Origin of the sequence: Imperialibacter sp. (assembly GCF_040222815.1) — a bacterium.
Lineage (GTDB): Bacteria > Bacteroidota > Bacteroidia > Cytophagales > Cyclobacteriaceae > Imperialibacter.
This window is the reverse complement of record NZ_JAVKCH010000009.1, coordinates 107,235-124,353: the sequence shown is the minus strand read 5'-3', so window position 1 is coordinate 124,353 and position 17,119 is coordinate 107,235. Positions and strand designations below refer to the sequence as shown.

At 48.0% G+C, this 17,119-nt stretch carries 13 protein-coding genes; 3 read left to right on the top strand and 10 right to left on the bottom strand.

Annotated elements, in window-relative coordinates; genetic code table 11:
* Window positions 1-101 precede the first annotated feature (101 nt).
* From RIF36_RS02215 to RIF36_RS02205, 3 genes are read right to left on the bottom strand one after another with little or no spacing between them, the layout of a single operon-like run.
* Complete coding sequence (locus tag RIF36_RS02215) at window positions 102-1,421, bottom strand: ABC1 kinase family protein (RefSeq protein WP_350126796.1); 1,320 nt, start codon at window positions 1,419-1,421, stop codon at window positions 102-104.
* 5 nt (window positions 1,422-1,426) lie between these two features.
* On the bottom strand, window positions 1,427-2,110 hold the full coding sequence (locus RIF36_RS02210; protein WP_350126799.1) for a TetR family transcriptional regulator C-terminal domain-containing protein: 684 nt from the start codon (window positions 2,108-2,110) through the stop codon (window positions 1,427-1,429).
* A 55-nt stretch (window positions 2,111-2,165) separates the two neighbouring features.
* Window positions 2,166-4,493: a response regulator gene (locus RIF36_RS02205; protein ID WP_350126802.1), complete on the bottom strand. Its 2,328-nt coding sequence runs from the start codon at window positions 4,491-4,493 to the stop codon at window positions 2,166-2,168.
* 264 nt (window positions 4,494-4,757) lie between these two features.
* On the opposite strand from RIF36_RS02205, the gene RIF36_RS02200 reads away from it, so the two are divergent.
* Window positions 4,758-5,363 (top strand): GNAT family N-acetyltransferase, encoded by a 606-nt coding sequence (locus RIF36_RS02200; RefSeq protein WP_350076674.1) that lies wholly within the window; start codon window positions 4,758-4,760, stop codon window positions 5,361-5,363.
* Window positions 5,364-5,365: 2 nt separating this feature from the next.
* On the opposite strand, the gene RIF36_RS02195 is transcribed toward RIF36_RS02200, so the two are convergent.
* Window positions 5,366-7,774, bottom strand: coding sequence for a penicillin acylase family protein (locus RIF36_RS02195; RefSeq protein ID WP_350126805.1), 2,409 nt, complete (start codon window positions 7,772-7,774; stop codon window positions 5,366-5,368).
* A 93-nt stretch (window positions 7,775-7,867) separates the two neighbouring features.
* Between RIF36_RS02195 and RIF36_RS02190 the strand changes: the two genes are divergently transcribed.
* A complete protein-coding gene (locus RIF36_RS02190) occupies window positions 7,868-8,557 on the top strand; it encodes a nitroreductase family protein (RefSeq protein ID WP_350126808.1) in 690 nt (229 codons plus the stop codon).
* Here RIF36_RS02190 and RIF36_RS02185 read toward each other — a convergent pair.
* The gene (locus tag RIF36_RS02185; protein ID WP_350126811.1) at window positions 8,551-9,069 is read right to left on the bottom strand and encodes a hypothetical protein; all 519 of its coding nucleotides are present in this window, start codon (window positions 9,067-9,069) and stop codon (window positions 8,551-8,553) included. The genes RIF36_RS02190 and RIF36_RS02185 overlap by 7 nt on opposite strands.
* A gap of 144 nt (window positions 9,070-9,213) precedes the next feature.
* Between RIF36_RS02185 and RIF36_RS02180 the strand changes: the two genes are divergently transcribed.
* Window positions 9,214-9,858: a hypothetical protein gene (locus RIF36_RS02180; protein ID WP_350126814.1), complete on the top strand. Its 645-nt coding sequence runs from the start codon at window positions 9,214-9,216 to the stop codon at window positions 9,856-9,858.
* Here RIF36_RS02180 and RIF36_RS02175 read toward each other — a convergent pair.
* The 5 genes from RIF36_RS02175 to RIF36_RS02155 all read right to left on the bottom strand — a co-directional run bounded on the left by RIF36_RS02175 (window position 9,818) and on the right by RIF36_RS02155 (window position 16,971).
* Window positions 9,818-10,540 carry a lysoplasmalogenase gene (locus RIF36_RS02175; RefSeq protein WP_350126817.1) on the bottom strand — a complete coding sequence of 241 codons (723 nt, stop codon included), beginning with the start codon at window positions 10,538-10,540 and terminating at the stop codon, window positions 9,818-9,820. The two genes, RIF36_RS02180 and RIF36_RS02175, sit on opposite strands and share 41 nt — an antisense overlap.
* A gap of 30 nt (window positions 10,541-10,570) precedes the next feature.
* Window positions 10,571-11,755 carry an MFS transporter gene (locus tag RIF36_RS02170; RefSeq protein ID WP_350126820.1) on the bottom strand — a complete coding sequence of 395 codons (1,185 nt, stop codon included), beginning with the start codon at window positions 11,753-11,755 and terminating at the stop codon, window positions 10,571-10,573.
* A gap of 471 nt (window positions 11,756-12,226) precedes the next feature.
* Window positions 12,227-13,310, bottom strand: a protein-coding gene (gene prfB, locus RIF36_RS02165; RefSeq protein ID WP_350126823.1) for a peptide chain release factor 2 whose coding sequence is annotated in 2 segments (ribosomal slippage) — window positions 12,227-13,249 and window positions 13,251-13,310 — 1,083 coding nt in all. Because the reading frame shifts where the segments join, the coding sequence is not laid out codon by codon here.
* A 217-nt stretch (window positions 13,311-13,527) separates the two neighbouring features.
* Window positions 13,528-14,592, bottom strand: coding sequence for a branched-chain amino acid aminotransferase (locus tag RIF36_RS02160; protein ID WP_350126826.1), 1,065 nt, complete (start codon window positions 14,590-14,592; stop codon window positions 13,528-13,530).
* 237 nt (window positions 14,593-14,829) lie between these two features.
* The gene (locus RIF36_RS02155; protein WP_350126829.1) at window positions 14,830-16,971 is read right to left on the bottom strand and encodes a TIM-barrel domain-containing protein; all 2,142 of its coding nucleotides are present in this window, start codon (window positions 16,969-16,971) and stop codon (window positions 14,830-14,832) included.
* Window positions 16,972-17,119: the final 148 nt, after the last annotated feature.

Sequence of the window (17,119 nt, the reverse complement as noted above, 5' to 3'; positions counted from 1 at the left end):
AGCCCGTAAAATTAAACACAGGAAATTGTTGTTGCCAACAGAAAAGTGGCGTTAGGGAGAATGTAGGACATTCTCCAAATGTGACAAATCAACTGCTTTTACTAAGCCACTTCAGCCTCCAGCCACTCCGGTTTCGTCGTCTTCACCTCCGCTCCCAGGTCATGAAGCAGATTATAGAGCCCAAAGTAAGTCCTGTTGATGTACAACCCATGCCTTGACCCTCTCGGATGTTTGGAATTCTTGAACTCCTTGCGCTTAGAAATGCCTTCGCCCAGGTCGAAGATTTTCTTAAAATACTCTTCGTTGGCAAAATCAAATGACTCTTTATGAAAAGGAGCGCCCAATAGCTGCATCATTTGCTTAAATATGTCGATGTAAAGAATCTTGTAGTCAGCCGGATCATCTTCATACAGAAAACATAAATCGTGGAATGCGGCCACCAGCTCCTCTTCCTTCCAGAGCAAGTCTTCCCTCATCAGTTGAAAATAGGTTCTGTAAAAATCCTCAGGAATCACTTTCACACAGCCGAAGTCTATCACCCCCAGTCTGCCATTTTCCATCATGAGGAAGTTACCCGGATGAGGGTCGGCATGCACCTGCAGGAGGTTATGCACCTGATGGTTGTAGAAGTCCCACATCGCCTGACCTATCTGGTTTCGCAGGTTCTGTGAAGGATTGGTTTTCAAAAATTCTTTCAGGTGCAAACCCTGTAGCCAATCCATGGTCAAAATCCTTTCCGACGAAAGCTCGGAGTAATACCTGGGAAAGGTCAGGTTCGGTATATGAGCACAAGCATCTGAAATTTGCTGTGAGCGAAGCAACTCCAACTTGTAATCGGTTTCTTCCAACAGCCGTTCCTCTACTTCTTCCATATAGTGATCAAGCTCCTGCTCGTTGAGCTTCACAAGCCTGAGGGCAAAGGGCTTCACGAGTTTAAGATCGGATCTTACGCTGCCAGCCACTCCCGGATACTGCACCTTCACAGCAAATTCCCTGTCACCAATCGTGCCCTTGTGCACCTGACCGATGGACGCAGCATTCACCGCACTTTTGGTAAACGACTCAAAAGCCTCAGTTGGCAACTTTCCAAGCTGCTCCTTGAAAGTCTTCACCACCAGTGGATAAGACAACGGAGGGGCACTGTACTGCGCCATGGAGAACTGATTTTGATAAGCCGTCGGGAGGATATTCTTATCCATGGCCAGCATCTGCGCCACTTTCAGGGCACTTCCTTTGAGTTCGCTCAGCGAACCGTAAATATCTTCTGCGTTGGCCTGATCAAGATTCTCACGGGAAGCATCTCCGGTGATGAAGCGCTTGGCATAATGCTTAACATAGTTACCCCCCACTTTGGCACCAGTTTTTACAAACTTCGACGCTCTTTCTACTTTTGATGTGGGGATGCTGGATTGTTCTTTCATTTTGATCAGGCTTCTTTCTTCGATTGATAAATAAACTTTGCCAGGTCTAGCAGTGAATCCACAGCTCCCCGCCCCATGAGGTCAAAAGCCAGGTTAACGGCCTTTTCTATCGCAGCGTCCGTTTTTTCAAAGCCTTTGCTTTCGTCTTTGTGCCAAAAATTCAGGATGAACAAAGTTTGCACCCACATGGCTTCACCATATCTGTCGCTGATAAAAGGCCGGTTGGCAATTTCGTCCGTATCCTTTCCCTCAATTACCAGATTGTTGGCCCAGGAAAGAAACTCCGCCTTGAACGATTTAAGGAAATAGGGTGTCGATGTCGGGTGCTTCACAGCCTGCATCTGCCACAGGATATAGCTCCTGTTTCGCTTCAGCTCCTCAATCAGTGTATAGTAGAATGCCAAAAGCTTCTCCCTGACAGAGTACTCTTCGTAAACCTTTTCTGATTCAATAGCCTGGATGGTGGCACTGACAAAGTCATGCCAGATACCCTTTTCAATAGACTCAAATGAATTGTAAAACTCATACAAATCTTCTTCTTTCAGCTTGAGCGACTTGGCAAACAAAAAAAAGGAAGATGGTGCTGAGCCATTTTCCAACACATGCTCTTTGTATTTGGCCCTGATTTCGCTGCTTTGGGGTTTTTTGGCCCCAGCTTTTGCTTTAGGGACCTTAGCTTCTTTTTCCATAGCATCATAACCAGCTTTTCACCTAAATGGTTAGCTATGGTGTGAAAAAAAATTATTAGCCTATGACGCTGTTCGTTATGTATTTGTTCACCTTCTTTTTCAAGTCCTCCGGATCAAATGGTTTTATGATATGGTCGTTCATACCGAATCGCTTTACCTTATCCCGGTCTTCCATCATGGTAGAGGCTGTGAGGGCAATAATGGGTGTGTTAATTCCGAGTGCCCTTATTTGTCTCGAGGCTTCGTAGCCATCCATGACAGGCATTTGCAGGTCCATCAAAATCAGATCGTATTTTTTGTTCTTGACTTTGTCAACAGCCTCAGCGCCGTTGGCCGCTATTTCGATGCCAAATTCCCATTTCTTCAAAAACTTCTGTGCTACCAGCACATTGACTTTGTTGTCTTCAACAAGAAGAATATTGGCTCCTTTATTCCCTGGTTCACCTGAATCCGCCAGCGTTTCATCTTCTTCCACAGCGTGATCCACAGTTTCAAACCTTTGAATAAAGTAAAACTCTGAGCCCTTTCCTTTCTCGCTGTTGAGACCGAGTTGTACCCCCTGAAGGTTAAGCAACCTTCTGGTAATTGTTAAACCGAGCCCGGTGCCCCCATATTCTCTGGTCACTGAGGTGCTTGCCTGAGTGAAACTGTCAAATATTTTCTGCTGGTCGGCCATAGAAATGCCTATACCCGTATCCTTTATCGCAAACCGGAGTGTTATATGGTCTTCATCTCTGTCCAATTCATTCACTATTAATTCAATACCACCTTCTTTGGTGAATTTCAGGGCGTTGCTGATCAAATTGCTTAACACCTGACTTGTCCGTGTCGAATCACAGAGAATAGATTGAGTTATCGTTTCGTCAACCGATACCTTGATATAAAGCCCCCGTTCATCGGCTATCCTTTCGAAAACCTGCTTCAAGCGAGCCGTTAGCTGCCTGATGTTGACAGGCATTTTCTCGAACTCAATCCTGTTGGCTTCAATTTTATTGAGATCGAGGATATCGTTGAGGATCACAAGCAGGTTCTCAGCAGAAAATTTGAGTGTATTGAGTGCTTCTTTGTGTTCCTTTTTTGGTTTGTCACCAATCATATAGTTGGTTAGTCCTATTACGGCATTCATTGGCGTTCTGATTTCATGCGACATCATCGAAAGGAAGTCAGACTTGGTTCTCGACGCCTCCTCCGCCTCTTCCTTGGCTACCCGCAAAGACCTTGTCACTCTGAAGAACATGTTCAACGACTGAAAGAAAAAGAATGAAATAAACCCAATGAACGTAAGGAGTCTGTTTTCGGGCTCCAGTGCCAGGTAAACATATATTTTGTAGATAAACACCAGCAGCACTACCATGGTGCTAGCCAAAGCATAATTGGCTCCGTCCCGATTAAACCTGGCAGCAGCGGCATACACATAGGAAACGTAGGCAATTACAGCGACCATCACGAATAAATAGGGCTCCACAAAAAGTGTGAAAATGGTGCTCGGCAAAACAAGGGTCAGCAGGCTCAGTAAGCCGGAAATACCTGCAAACCCACCCAAAATAATCAGGTTGCCGTCTTTTGGAAAAAGGGTGTAGGAGTAGATAGCAAACAATGAAGGCGCCAAAAACAGGGCCAGGTACTCAAAATGCAAGGTCACAGTCCAGGGAATATCAGGATACAGAATGTGCAGCGCATAATTATCGGCACCGAAAAACCTGTAGCTGAATACCAGACAAAAAAGGCCAAAGGCGATGATGTAGTTTTCTTTTTGCCCAAACAGGTAAAGCCCCAGGAAGAAAAGACCTGCCATAATCAGGCAACCGGAGAGCAACAGGTCGTAGCTGATATTGAAGAGGCTGTCATGCGTAATTCTATCCCGTGCTCCCAATAGAATGGGTTCCCGGGCTCCTCCTTTCGAATGATGAAAATTGGAGATATGGAGCACTAACTCCAGGGTATCAGAGCTGGGAAGGATTCTCAGGGTTTTGGGAATCCAATGAGGCTCCGAAGTTTCTTTGGTGTTGCCCACCACGCCATTTTCCCCCAGCAGTTGACCATCGACATACAGATCGTAGTCACTGTAGAAGTGACTGATGGCAATTGACAACGGGGGAGTTTGCTTGGGTAAAAGTAACTTGACCCGGTAGGTGGCAAAGCCCTGGCTCGATAGTTCTACACCACTAGCAGTTTTTGAATCGTTCCAGAGCTTGGGGAACATGAAGTAATCAGGTGCTGGAGCAGCGTATTTGAACTGCTCTGGGGTTATCAATCTTTCCCAATAAAACTCCCACTCGCCCTCAAGTTGTGCTTTCCCCTGCGAAAAATCGAATTCCCTAAGGTCAATAATACCCCTCTCCGCTTCCCGGGCCTGTGCCCCAAAAGAAAGTCCAACAAACAAACAAAAGAATTTGACCAGGCTCCGCATCGCTCGAAAATACGCTGCAATTTATGTATTTATAGTGGCGCACCGATAGTGCTGTAATATTTTATAGCTTTTCGACATTTTTCAGACACCCTATATGACCACAAACGGTTTCAATTAACTCCGAAACGGTTGGTTGGAAAAATATGATAGCAAACTTTCGCATCAATAGTTTTTACGAAAATTGGCAAAAGGCTTACATTTGATTCGTTTGATTTTTTAATATAGTCAATCGAATTGATGAACTCAGTCCCTTCCGAATACCCACCGCTCCCAGTAGCGTTAGAGGGTGAGCATGTAATCGTTCAACCGATGCTTCCTGAGCACCTCGCCAGCCTTTGCGAAGTTGTCAAAGACGGTGAACTGTGGAAGCTTTGGTACACACTGGTACCCTCACCAGAAACAATGGAAGCCTGGATGCAAAAAGCTTTTAAGGAGCAGGCCAGCCAAACCTGCCTGCCTTTTGTGATTTACAGCAAGACACATCAAAAGATAGTTGGCGCTACCCGTTTCCTGAGAATCGAGAAAGCCGTACATCGATTGGAAATAGGTTCCACCTGGTATGCAAAGTCTGTTCAGCGCACTGCGATTAACACCGAGTGCAAGCATTTGCTCCTTACACACGCTTTTGAAAACCTAAAATGCATTGCTGTGGAGTTTCGAACACACAGAATGAATGCAGCATCGAGGGCAGCCATCGAGCGGCTTGGCGCTCAACTCGACGGCATCTTCCGAAATCACTATATCATGCCCAACGGCACCATGAGGGATACCGCAGTTTACAGCATACTTGATACAGAGTGGCCCGCAGTAAAAAGCGGGCTGGAGTACAAGCTGGGCAAATAGCCTTACCTCGGGCTCATCTTGTAGCTTTCTTCAGCCACTTTCATGATCATCTCTTTCGAGTAATAAACAGGGAAATATTTGTCATTCGCCCAAAGGTCGAAGAGGTTCTTGTAGTATTTGCTATCCGGATCACCCGACTGCCCGGGCGAATTGATACCCATCGACCGGTCCCAGTTTTGGGTATCCATAATAATGCGAAATGTAGCGCCATGGGTTTGATTGTCGCCGGATCCTGTCACTCCAGGTGTGAGGTGGTAGCCTCCCCGTGGTGCAGGGCCAACATCCAATCTTTTTCTTACGTCGGCAGACACCGCCTCACTCATAGGGTGTTTAATGACAACGTGATGATTCTTCTCCTGCCCATACTGCCACTTGTTTTGATCCTTACCCAGCTTTTGTTCCAGCTGAGCGATGGCGGTGGAAAGAGAAGAAGTCAGCAGGTCATCTCTTCCTTTGACCGGATCACTGCCAAAAACAGGCGGTGGTGCCTGCAGCCAGCCGATCACCTTAAACATGGAAAGCCCTGAAATGTGTGCCCTCGCCTCTGCCGGAATCATCAGGTTCTTCATTCTGGCATTGATCTCTTTTTCCCAGGCTGCGTAAATGGCAGCCGTTGTTGAATTCTTATCGAGCACAAAATCCCAGGCCAGCAGTTTGTCCCTTGCAGCATTTGTCTTTGTATCAGCAATCGACAAATTTTTCAACATAGGCACTATTTCTTTGGCAGGAAGCGCCAGGTAGTCCGTTTGCATAGCGGCCATGTCGCCAAGGCTCAGTACCCTACCGGAAGCGATGATCTCCTTCAACCTGTCTCCCCTGTACCCGTCACCCCAATCAAAAGTGATTATCTCAGGAAACTCATAATCGGTTTTCGTTAGGTTCTCATTGGCGGTAATCACGTAGCCTTCCGCCGGATTGTAGCTATGAGGCTTGGCTTTGATTGGCAAATAACCATCCCATTCGTAGCGTCCGTCGCCAGGTACAGGCACCATGCCGCTGAAGTTCTTACGGATCGGCGCAATGCCCACAGCCTGCCAGCCGATGTTTCCTTTCCGGTCGGCCCAGATCATGTTTTCCCCGGGAATATGGCTGTAGTTGCAAGCCTCCCGAAACTCCTCCCAGGTCTTCGCCTGGTCCATCCTTAAACTAGCCAGGTAGGGAGCGCCGCCCACCTCCTGCCACCCACAACGAACGGCATAAGCGACATGCTTATCTGCTTTTTCAAACACTACAGGGCCATGGCGGGTGTATTTCAATTCAACAGTGACATCGGGCCGGTCTTTCACTTTTATCGTCTCAGTGATGATTTTCATATCTTCCCAGCCGCCGTTGTATTTGTACTGGTTAGGGTTTTCCGGATTTGTTTCATACACATACAAATCTTCGCTATCGTTGGTAAAGACCGTCAGTCCCCAGGCACCATACTCGTTGTGTCCAATAGAAATGCCGGGAATCTCAGGCTCACCAGCCCCTATCACATTCCAGCCTGGGGCTACCAGGTGCGACCAGTATCGAAGTGATGGTGCAGCGAGGCTTCGATGCGGATCGTTGGCGAGCATTGGGTAGCCACTCTGAGTACGTTCGCCGCTTACTACCCAGTTGTTACTGCCAACAGCGTTTCTGAGTTCCTGCCTGTCAAGCGCAAAGTCGTCTTCCCATTTAGCTGCCAACTCGCTGTACTTCTCCATACCCTCCCTGGCGCTGGCTTGCACATCTGAGGGTTGAAATTTGACAGATTTCCGATAAGCATTGTAAAGCTCAAGGATATCTTCGGTCAGCAGCGACTGGTCGATAACCGGATCCATGTTCAGATCCGGATCGAACGGGTGATAGTACTCTATTTCCTTAAACTTTTCGGCTCCAATCGCTGCCACGGCCCTGGCTGCCTTCAGTTCGTTACCAATATTACCCAACAACCCCTGATGCCTGGAAATAACGACTTCTGGCGTCCACAGCTGCGGTTTTGTATTCAACAGTTGAAACTCGATGGGCAGGTTCTCCGGAGCTGCATTGGCTTCGGCGATATAGGCATTTACCCCATCTACAAAAGCGGGGATGATTTCCTCACCTCTTTCATGATAATGGTTCATTTCTGCTTTCATGTTTCCCCGAAACTTGAACAGCCTCGTGCCTATGTCCCTTTTTATTTCCCTTTCTCCCAGCAGTTCAGCTACTGTACCTGTAGCCTGCCTTCGCCAAATTTCAAACTGAAAAAGGCGATCCTTAGCCGCCATGTAGCCCTGGGTAAAAAAGAGGTCGTGCTCATTCTCAGCATAAATATGGTTGATACCCCAGGGGTCACGGTATACCTCTACTTTATCCTGCAGTCCGGAAACTGTTAGCTGTTGAGCATGCGATGTAAAGAGGCTGAAAAGTAATAGTAAGGATGGGGCTGCTATTTTTTTTAACATCAATTCTGAGGTTTACGAATGGTTGTCTAGATTTGAGAAGGTATAAAAATTAAGCCCGACAAGAGGTTGCATTTTTTTATAAAGCCCAAAACGATGACTGAGGAGACAATAAAAGTTATAGACGGATACGAGCATGTGCAGTACCACCCGAGGGCATTTACCCCGGAAATCACCCTGCAAAAGAGCCTGCACTTTTATCAGGACATGGACTTGCGACGAACCGTTAGGGATTTCTCCGACAAACCAGTTGATCGGGCAGTGATCGAGAACCTGATAAAAACCGCCTCTACAGCACCTTCGGGAGCACATAAGCAGCCGTGGACATTTTGTGCCATTTCAGATACGAGTATCAAAAAAGAAATAAGAAAAGCAGCCGAACAGGAAGAATACGATAGCTACCATGGCCGCATGAGTGACCGCTGGCTGAAAGACCTCGCACCTATAGGCACCAATTGGGATAAACCCTTTCTTGAAACAGCTCCATGGATCGTTGTGGTCTTCAAAAAAGTGTATGACAAGGATGAAGAAGGCGAAAAGATCAATAATTACTACGTAAATGAATCGGTAGGGATTGCCTGCGGGATGTTCATTACAGCGGTGCACATGGCTGGATTGGTAACACTGACACACACGCCCAGTCCCATGAATTTTTTATCGAAAATACTCGGGAGGCCCGACAACGAAAGACCCTATTTATTGTTGCCTGTTGGTTATGCGGCCGACGAGGTTTATGTGCCTAAGCTGGCAAGAAAGGCGCTGGAGGAAGTTGCTAAGTTCTATTGAGCAGGTTCCAGGCGCAGGGCTTCCTTGAAATCAAGTCCAAATTTCACCCTGTCATGCATATTCCTCATAATTCTTCTGGGGCCCACAATAATCATATTGTGATTTTTGAACTTTACAGTAATGGTAACATTCTCCATCCATTGATTCAGCGACACAATTCCACTGATTTCAGGATCGAAAACCATCACCTGGTTTTTATCTTTTCTCAACTCGTAGCCTTCCTTCTGAATCGCTTCGGTGATCAGCTTACCCAGCTTTCTCTTGGTGACATGCGTAACTTTCAACGTCGAGTGTCTGGTGAGGTAAGCAATACCGCCTGCAAGAAAGAACGGTAGCAGAATAAACCGGTAGAGCCCCTGGCCGACAATAATTCCTTCAAACGACTGATCCATTAAATAACTCGCCAGAACCGCCAGAACCGCCAGGATAACTATTAGCAGACTAAAAACTTTAACAAATACCTGGGGTTCGAATCGTCCTAGTGAATAAGTAATCTCTGGTTTTTTATCCATTCCTTGGGGCGTATTAACGTGGCTGCAATAATAACTTTTGAAAATGACTTAATTCAATTTCATTTTCAATAAATCTTACAACGGCCATTTACTATTTTGACAGAAAAGAACATCCCAAGACAATTAATAGCTAACTTAGTTCTAATGAGGCCACTTCTCCCCTTCCTTATTTTAACTGCCATGCTAAGTTGTGGACAAAAACGCTCTTCCACCGAGCCAAGCGATAAAGCTGTTTCATCAGTAAACGGTGGGGTCACATTAATTCCTGCTGCCGATAGCAAGACGGCCCTTGCCCTGAACGGCTACCGGGATGTCATCGATCTTACGGGCTACGAAGACCTGGGTAGTTTTCATTTTCGCAGGCTGCATTTCTATACCAGAAAGAATCCGGGGATCAAAATTGGCCCTGCCAACGTAGATGAAATCACGGCTTACTTTATCGATCGCTATGCAGTGAAAATCAGGTACAAGCTGTCGGAAGACGTGGCAGCATATCTGGTTGATTCGCTGACAACCGACACAGAGCGGGTAAAAGACATGAACAAAAACTGGTCGAAACAGCGGCAGATCAAATGGAACTACTTCAGCAAGATCATTACGTATCAAAACAAGTGCCCCGACGACGACCTCGCTCTGACGCTCACCAACGAAATATGTGACAGCCCCTACTGGCTTTATGTAGAATTGCCCGGCTACAAGAAAAAGGTGGCAGAGTTGAAGACCGTTGAAAATGCTGTTTATGAGTACCTCATCGACGTCCCTTCGGGACAGTCTTCTTCGCCGGACTAGGCACCCCGTCGTAGTGTGCCAGCACCCCCTGAACAATCAGCGCTTGAGCGGCGATATAGCTCACCATTACCCAAAACCCCGCCATGGGAAACGGGCCGACGAACTTGCTCACTGCCAGCATAGAATCGGATACAAGAAACGCTATGGCTCCGAAAAACAACAGTGAGAAACTCGTTTCGTTGGTTCTGTTTTTCCTGATCACTGCCATCAACAACATGCCCACCAAGCAAGCGCCGTAAAGGATAACCGGCACCTTGAGGTTGCCAAGGAAATTCCAGAGCGTATACAGCATGAAAAAGTAAAAGATCACAAGTAGACCCACACTAAATTTTGTTCGCCACTCCATCTTTTTCTTTGAAGGATTTTTAAGCTGAGCAAAATTGAATGCGTACATGATCTGTGCTGCGAGAAATGCGCCAAGACCAAGCAGGAAATACATTTCAGCCTTTTCCTGATACATAAGCAATGAATCGCCCAGCCAGCTAAAAACCAGCGCCGCCAGAATGCCTACCCTAACCGACTTGTCAACCGCCCCGCTACTCAACCAAAAATAAAAGGCCAGCAACGGCATCAGCAAGGGCTTAGTCCAGTGGATTAGTTCGGGGTTGTCTACGCCCACCGCCCACAGGTGCACACCTATCGAGAGAAGGAAAAGGACAGAGATCAGGTTTCGGGTGTTCATTGTCTGGGTTTTGGAACAAAGTAAATAAAACTATGGCCGCAGTTGGGAGGGAATCACGTCTTTTTTCTTGCCGATGAGCTCCACAAAAACCCAGCCCAGAAAGGCTACGAGGCCTACGAATGAGAACACATAAGGCATGTGAGAAAAGTCGTTTCCGTACAACCAACCTGCCAGCAACGCCCCCAAACCTATGCCCACTTCCAGGGCTATATACATGGTGGCAATGCCCCTCCCTCTGTGATGCTCATCACTCAGGTCAATGGTCCAGGCGTAGATAGTTGGCGAGTTCATGCCTGTGCCGATGCCAAACAAAACAGCACCCATAAGGAACTGCCATACGCTTGTAGAAAAGCCGGTCATGATCATTGCCGCCACCAGAAAAAATATGGAGAAGCGCAGCACAGCCACCCTTCCGTACTTATCCGATGCTTTTCCCGCAATAAAACGGATGCCCAGGGAAGCTATGGTAAAGGTGGTGAAGTAAAGACCCCTGTTGCCCATTCCCAGGTAATCGCTAAAGTCGGGGGCCAGGGTAAGCACAGCCCCAAAAGGCAGCATGGTGAGCAATAAGGTAACCGATGGATACAGCACCCTCGGCTCGTACACATCAGCCCAATTGATTTTCAGGTGATCGGGGCGAAACTTCTCTTTATTGACCAGCGTCTCTCTCATGCCAGCCAGTATAACCACTGACAACAGCGCCATCAATGAAGAGGTATAGAACATAGTATTCAGCGACGCTGCTGAGGCAATGTAGGAACCTATAGCAGGCCCGATGGCCATCCCCATGCTTCCAAAAAGGCCAAAAATGCCCATGGCTTCTCCCCTTTTCAGGATCGGCGCAATGTCTCCTACATAGGCGGCCGTGCCGGTAGGTTTGAAACCGGTGGAAAAACCATGAAAGAAGCGAAGCAATAGGAAGGCCCATACCACGGTGACATGGGGATATACCAGCGCCGCCAATCCACTGACCGTAGCGCCAAATACCATCACGGGTACTCGTCCTACCTTATCGGCCAGCTTGCCACTGAACGGACGGCTGAGTCCGGCTGTGAGAGTAAAAACCGAAATGATGAGACCCTTGTAATCGCCACCGCCAATAGAGGTCAGGAAGGCGGGCAGCTCCGGGATGATCATGTTGAAGCTGCTAAAGAAAAGGAGACTACTGAAACACAATAGCATAAACTGCCATGTGTAAATCTTTTGCTGGGTCATAGAAAAAATCGACGGGTAAAGGTAGAACCTTCGGGAAGGTTATTCAAAAAATTGGAAGGGTTTGATTGAGTAAAGAGGTCGCTCTGTACAAACCAGTAGCCTCTTCACTGCCCGTTCAGGCGGGTGTCTTCACCGCCGGTTAGATTGCATGCAACACTATAGAAGCACAAAACATCACCCTACGGTCATTGCGAGGAAGTCGCAAGGAGTCTACCTATGTCGATAATTAGTTTACGACCGAAACAATCTGTTTATTAAGATTACGCTATGAAATGGACAGATTACCGCAACTGCCACAAGATTAAAGACATAATCAATAAGTGCCGAGGCAGCTTCGCAATTACCGATGAGTGGCGTTGGGTGGTCTAATAAAACCATTGTTCCGACGTGTGTAACACATGCCGGAACAACGAATCCCATCGCAAGTGAGCGTTCCCGTGAGTGTCTCCACCTACGAAGCATCCGATGAAATTAAGCCTCCTTCCCCATCAAAAACGCCTTGATGTAGTCGTCGAGGTCGCCGTCCAGCACGTTTTGCACGTCGGTGCGCTCCACGCCGGTGCGGGCATCCTTGATTAGTTTGTAAGGGTGCAGCACGTAGTTGCGGATTTGCGAACCAAAGTCGACCCGCATCTTGCCGGCTTCCACCTTGTCTCTCACCGCATTGCGTTTCTCCACCTCCATTTGGTAAAGCCTTGATTTCAGCATTTGCATGGCCAGCTCACGGTTGGCCAACTGCGAACGTTCCACCTGGCACACCACCACAATGCCCGTGGGCTTGTGCGTAAGCTGCACCTTGGTTTCTACCTTGTTTACGTTCTGGCCACCAGCACCACCTGACCGTGAGGTATGAAGCTCCACATCGGCCGGATTGATTTCGATCTGAATACTGTCATCAGCCACCGGATACACATAAATGGATGCAAAAGACGTATGTCTTCTTCCACCAGAGTCAAACGGTGAAATTCGCACCAAACGGTGCACACCTGTTTCAGCTTTCAGGTAACCGTAGGCGAACTGCCCTTCAAACTCTAGTGTCGCTGACTTCAAACCCGCCGTTTCACCAGGGGTGTAGTCGACCTGCCTTACTTTATAGCCGTGCTTCTCTCCCCACATGATGTACATCCGCATAAGGATTTCCGCCCAGTCGTTGCTTTCTGTTCCACCTGCTCCTGGATTGATCTCCAGCATGGCACTCAGCTGATCTTCTTCTCCGCTGAGCATCTTCTTCAACTCAACCTCCTCTAGCTGCGCTGATACTTTCTTGTACTCGGCATCTACATCCTCCATCTCAGCCTCACCGGCATTATAGAATTCGTAGAGAGTTTCTACATCCTCCAGAGAAGTTTTCACTTCTTCGTAGGCGTCGGTCCACACTTTCTGTAGCCTGATTTCTTTCAACAGTTTTTCGGCTTCACTGGGTTTATCCCAAAAACCAGGCAACACTGTCAGCGCCTCGTTGTCTTCTACTTCACGTTTGCGGTTATCGTAGTCAAAGATACCCCCTCAAAGCCGCTACCCTGGCTTTCACGTCTTTCAACTGTTCTATTGTCATGGTTTTAAGTTATTCGTTAATGGTTATTTGTTAGTGGTTTTTGGGTTATTAGTTAATGGCTATCTGGCGGACAATGCCCCGACTTCTGATAAGAAATTGGCAACCGATTGTTGAGGTGAGCGCCCCTATTAACTAATAACTTGTAACCATTAACTCTCCCCCAACAAAAAATCCACCCCTTCGAAAAGCAGATGGATTTTGTGATATGTTACTATGGTCAGATTCTGTAAATCCAGCCGTGTGTGTCTTCTATCCTGCCGTACTTGATATCATCCAGCGTTTTCAAAAGCCTGTTCGACAGTGTTCTCGACTCCTCTCCTGGTAGCTCAAGGTCGCCGTCTTCAAAACCGATGTGGCTGATCTTCGCAATAGTTGCCGCCGTACCGACTCCAAAGGCTTCGTTCACCTTGCCGTCCAGCAACGCCTGCTTCAACTCTTTCACATATACTTTGCGCTCTTCCACAGGGTAGCCCCACTCTTTGGCCAAGGTAATCACGCTGTCCCTGGTAACGCCGTCGAGGATTGTTTCTCCAGCAGGTGCAGTACAAAGCACGCCGTCGATCAGGAAGAACACGTTCATGGTGCCAGACTCCTCAAAGTATTCGTGCGAACCTGCGTTAGTCCATAGCAACTGGTCGTAACCTGCTTTCTGGCCCTGCACCATTGGGTACAACGCAGCGGCATAGTTACCAGCTGTTTTGGCGCTGCCGGTACCTCCCGGAGCAGCCCTTGTATATTTCGTCTCCACTTTCACCTTCACCGGTCTGGAGTAGTAAGCACCCGCAGGGCTGGTAAAAATGATGAATTGGTAAGTCAATGATGACCTGATACCTACGAATGGATCGTTGCCGAATACAAACGGGCGGATGTACAGCGAGGTACCCGGCTTGTTGGGCACCCAGTCTCTGTCGAGCTTCAGCAGCTCAGTGAGGGCACTCATGAACATCTCCTCAGGAATCTCAGGAATGCACATTCTTACGGCACTCTTGTTCAGTCGGGCCGCATTTTTGTCAGGACGGAAAATCAACACATCACCATTGTCTGCCTTGTACGCCTTCATGCCTTCAAAAATTGACTGGCCATAGTGCAGCGTGGTGTTGGCAGGGCTCATGGAGAGGTTTCCATAAGGTACAATCCTCATATCAGTCCACTGTCCATCGACATACTCTGCCATAAACATGTGGTCAGAGTAGCTCTTACCAAATTGAACATTATCCATGTCCAGTTCCTTGATTCTGGACTTCGCCACCTGGGTGATCGGAAATTGAAGGGTATCTATCATGGCCTCAACCTATTATTGAAAAAGTAAAATTAGAAATTTAATCTCTAAACGATGGTATAACGAGCGGGAAGAATCTTTGGTTTTTTCAAAAAATTTGGGGCAGGGTGCAATTAAGTGTGCCAGTTTCTTATTCAATGGGGCCATCAGCGTACTTCACTGACACAAGCGTTCGCATGTACTGTGGTTCTTGTGGTTAAACCCACAACCACACTGCGTCTGACAAAGCACGATTTGAAATCACCTCACAGTCATTAGCTGCCAATTTATACTCCCATAACCAAAGACATTACCTTCTATCCGTTTCTCACTCCCCATTTGGCCCTTTTCCGGGTCAGCTTTCAGCTCGGTCAACGAATAATCACCCTTTTCATAATTGAAGGTCTCGCCGTCATCGTCGTACAGCAGGAAGGCACCCGGCGCTTTGCCGTAGTACCTCACTTGCAATGCCAGCTGCTCACCCGGCTTGGGCGCATGGAGCCGGGACTGGATCATGGGAATGATGCCGCCATCTTTCACAAAAAGCGGGATGGTGGCCAGCGCTGTTCTGATCTCAATCACTTCATTTTCGCCTGCATAGTCGCCTGTGTAAAAGTCGTACCATTTGCCTTCTGGCAGAATAACCGTTCGGGAAGTTTCACCTGTAAACACTGGAGCCACCAGCAGGTTATCACCAAACATAAACTGGTCTTTGATGTCTTTCCTGACAGCCAGGTTGTAGGGGTTGGCGGTGTCATCCAACTGCCCGGCTTTCACCTCTTCCTTTGCTCCAAAGCCTTCCACTAGTTGCATGGGTCGAACCGGTGGCGTGCCATTGAAATAATAGTCGGCAAATGTGGAGTAGATGTAGGGCAGCAGCTGCATCCTGAGCATGGCCACCTGCTGCACTTCTTCATACACCTCGGGGTACGACCACGGCTTGGTACCGCTCGACCACGCATTTACCATCGCCATGGGCGAAAAACACACCGACTGCATCCTGCGCAGCCATTCTTCACCTGTGTCGGACTGCCTTACTTCGGGCGTCCAGAGCACCCCAGAAAACCCAGAGTTGATAAGAGCCGTGATGAAATCCCGGTGGTCGTAGTAGTCGTTGTACAGCACAAAGGGAAGGCTGGCGGCTCCGGCATTGGAGGCCCTTACCAGTCCGTAAGTCCTTTGGTTATTTTTGTGGTACAGGTCGGCAATCATCTCCTGCATGAGCAGTCCATACACCTGCCGCATTTGCTCTGCGCTGGTGCCCGAAGGAAAAGTGGCAGCATCGGGCCAGAGCCAGTTATCGTAGCCATCCACTTCGTCTATTTTGAGCCCCGAGACGCCAATATCAAGCTGATGCGCATTGTAGGACTCCAAAAACACCTTTCTGGCAGCCTCTATGGTATAATCTGGCACAATGCCATTCCAGACCAAATGAGTACCTGAATAGGGCAGCATCGGCTGGTACAACTTCGCTTTGGGTGCTATATAGGGGTTCATCCACAGGTTTGTTCTCACGCCCTGGTCAAGCAGTGCCTGCACAAACTTTTCTGGTTCAGGAAATCTGCCTTCGTCCCATTCATAAGAGCAGGGATACGACATGTTCATCCAGCCAGGCTCCAGCCCGATAAAGTCGAGCGGAAACTCATTCTCTTCGAACTCCTGCACTTCGGCCAACACCTCCTCCGCTGTATGCTGTGTATGGCTGCGGTAGGTAAAGCCCAGGCCCCACTTGGGTGGCAGGACTCCCCCACCCTGATAGAGGTTATATTTCCTTATAGTATTGACGGGTGTCTCTCCATTGAAAACGATCACCTCCGCACTTTCGTCGGGAATAACGATTTCCACCACATCCGATTGGGGTTGGGCCTCCCAATTCTTTTCGGTGTTTCGGTCATAGACATAAGGCTTATTTTCGCTGTCGAGCCTCACGTTGCTACCCACGTACACAGTCATGTAGCTGGCAGAGTTGATCAGCACACCATAGCCTTTGCTCGACACATAAAAAGGTACTGGTGCATGGGTCCTGCCATTGTCTTTGCCGCCGTAGTGGTCGACCTGCAAATGGTAGATTTTTCCCCGCCGATTGACGCTTTTGAACTGTAGGCCCAGTCCATAAATCTGCTCATCGTCGTCGAGCGGCAGTTGGATCACTATTTTGTGATCGGATTTTGTGATGCGGATTCGTTCTTTGTCGAATGGAAAAACTGTGGCTGCGCCGACATTCAGTCTGGTAAGGTTGGGAACCGCCCCGGCCGCACTCAGCAGATTGATCTTGCCTTTTTCACCGATGGAGTATTTCCAGACGCCGTTGGCTTGCTGCTGCCAGTCTTGCTTCTCAGGCTCCTCACAGGCGAAGCAAATAACTGAAATCGTGGCAAGTAGAAAGAAGTTTTTAAGGATCATACAGGTTGGAAGGAATAAAAGACGATAGATCAATGCGTTTACCCGTGACATTAACGGCCAAAGGGTTAATTGCCAAAATGATACACCTCAATTTCAAAAGGCCTGACTGTAGTACCACCAGCTATCGCTGTGGGCGCCACAGCCGGGC

Excerpts from the sequence above, each read along its gene's own strand:
- RIF36_RS02215 (WP_350126796.1), bottom strand. The coding sequence starts at position 1,421 with ATGAAAGAACAATCCAGCATCCCCACATCAAAAGTAGAAAGAGCGTCG.
- RIF36_RS02210 (WP_350126799.1), bottom strand. The coding sequence starts at position 2,110 with ATGGAAAAAGAAGCTAAGGTCCCTAAAGCAAAAGCTGGGGCCAAAAAA.
- RIF36_RS02200 (WP_350076674.1), top strand. The coding sequence starts at position 4,758 with ATGAACTCAGTCCCTTCCGAATACCCACCGCTCCCAGTAGCGTTAGAG.
- RIF36_RS02195 (WP_350126805.1), bottom strand. The coding sequence starts at position 7,774 with ATGTTAAAAAAAATAGCAGCCCCATCCTTACTATTACTTTTCAGCCTC.
- RIF36_RS02190 (WP_350126808.1), top strand. The coding sequence starts at position 7,868 with ATGACTGAGGAGACAATAAAAGTTATAGACGGATACGAGCATGTGCAG.
- RIF36_RS02185 (WP_350126811.1), bottom strand. The coding sequence starts at position 9,069 with ATGGATAAAAAACCAGAGATTACTTATTCACTAGGACGATTCGAACCC.
- RIF36_RS02180 (WP_350126814.1), top strand. The coding sequence starts at position 9,214 with ATGAGGCCACTTCTCCCCTTCCTTATTTTAACTGCCATGCTAAGTTGT.
- RIF36_RS02175 (WP_350126817.1), bottom strand. The coding sequence starts at position 10,540 with ATGAACACCCGAAACCTGATCTCTGTCCTTTTCCTTCTCTCGATAGGT.
- RIF36_RS02170 (WP_350126820.1), bottom strand. The coding sequence starts at position 11,755 with ATGACCCAGCAAAAGATTTACACATGGCAGTTTATGCTATTGTGTTTC.
- RIF36_RS02160 (WP_350126826.1), bottom strand. The coding sequence starts at position 14,592 with ATGATAGATACCCTTCAATTTCCGATCACCCAGGTGGCGAAGTCCAGA.
- RIF36_RS02155 (WP_350126829.1), bottom strand. The coding sequence starts at position 16,971 with ATGATCCTTAAAAACTTCTTTCTACTTGCCACGATTTCAGTTATTTGC.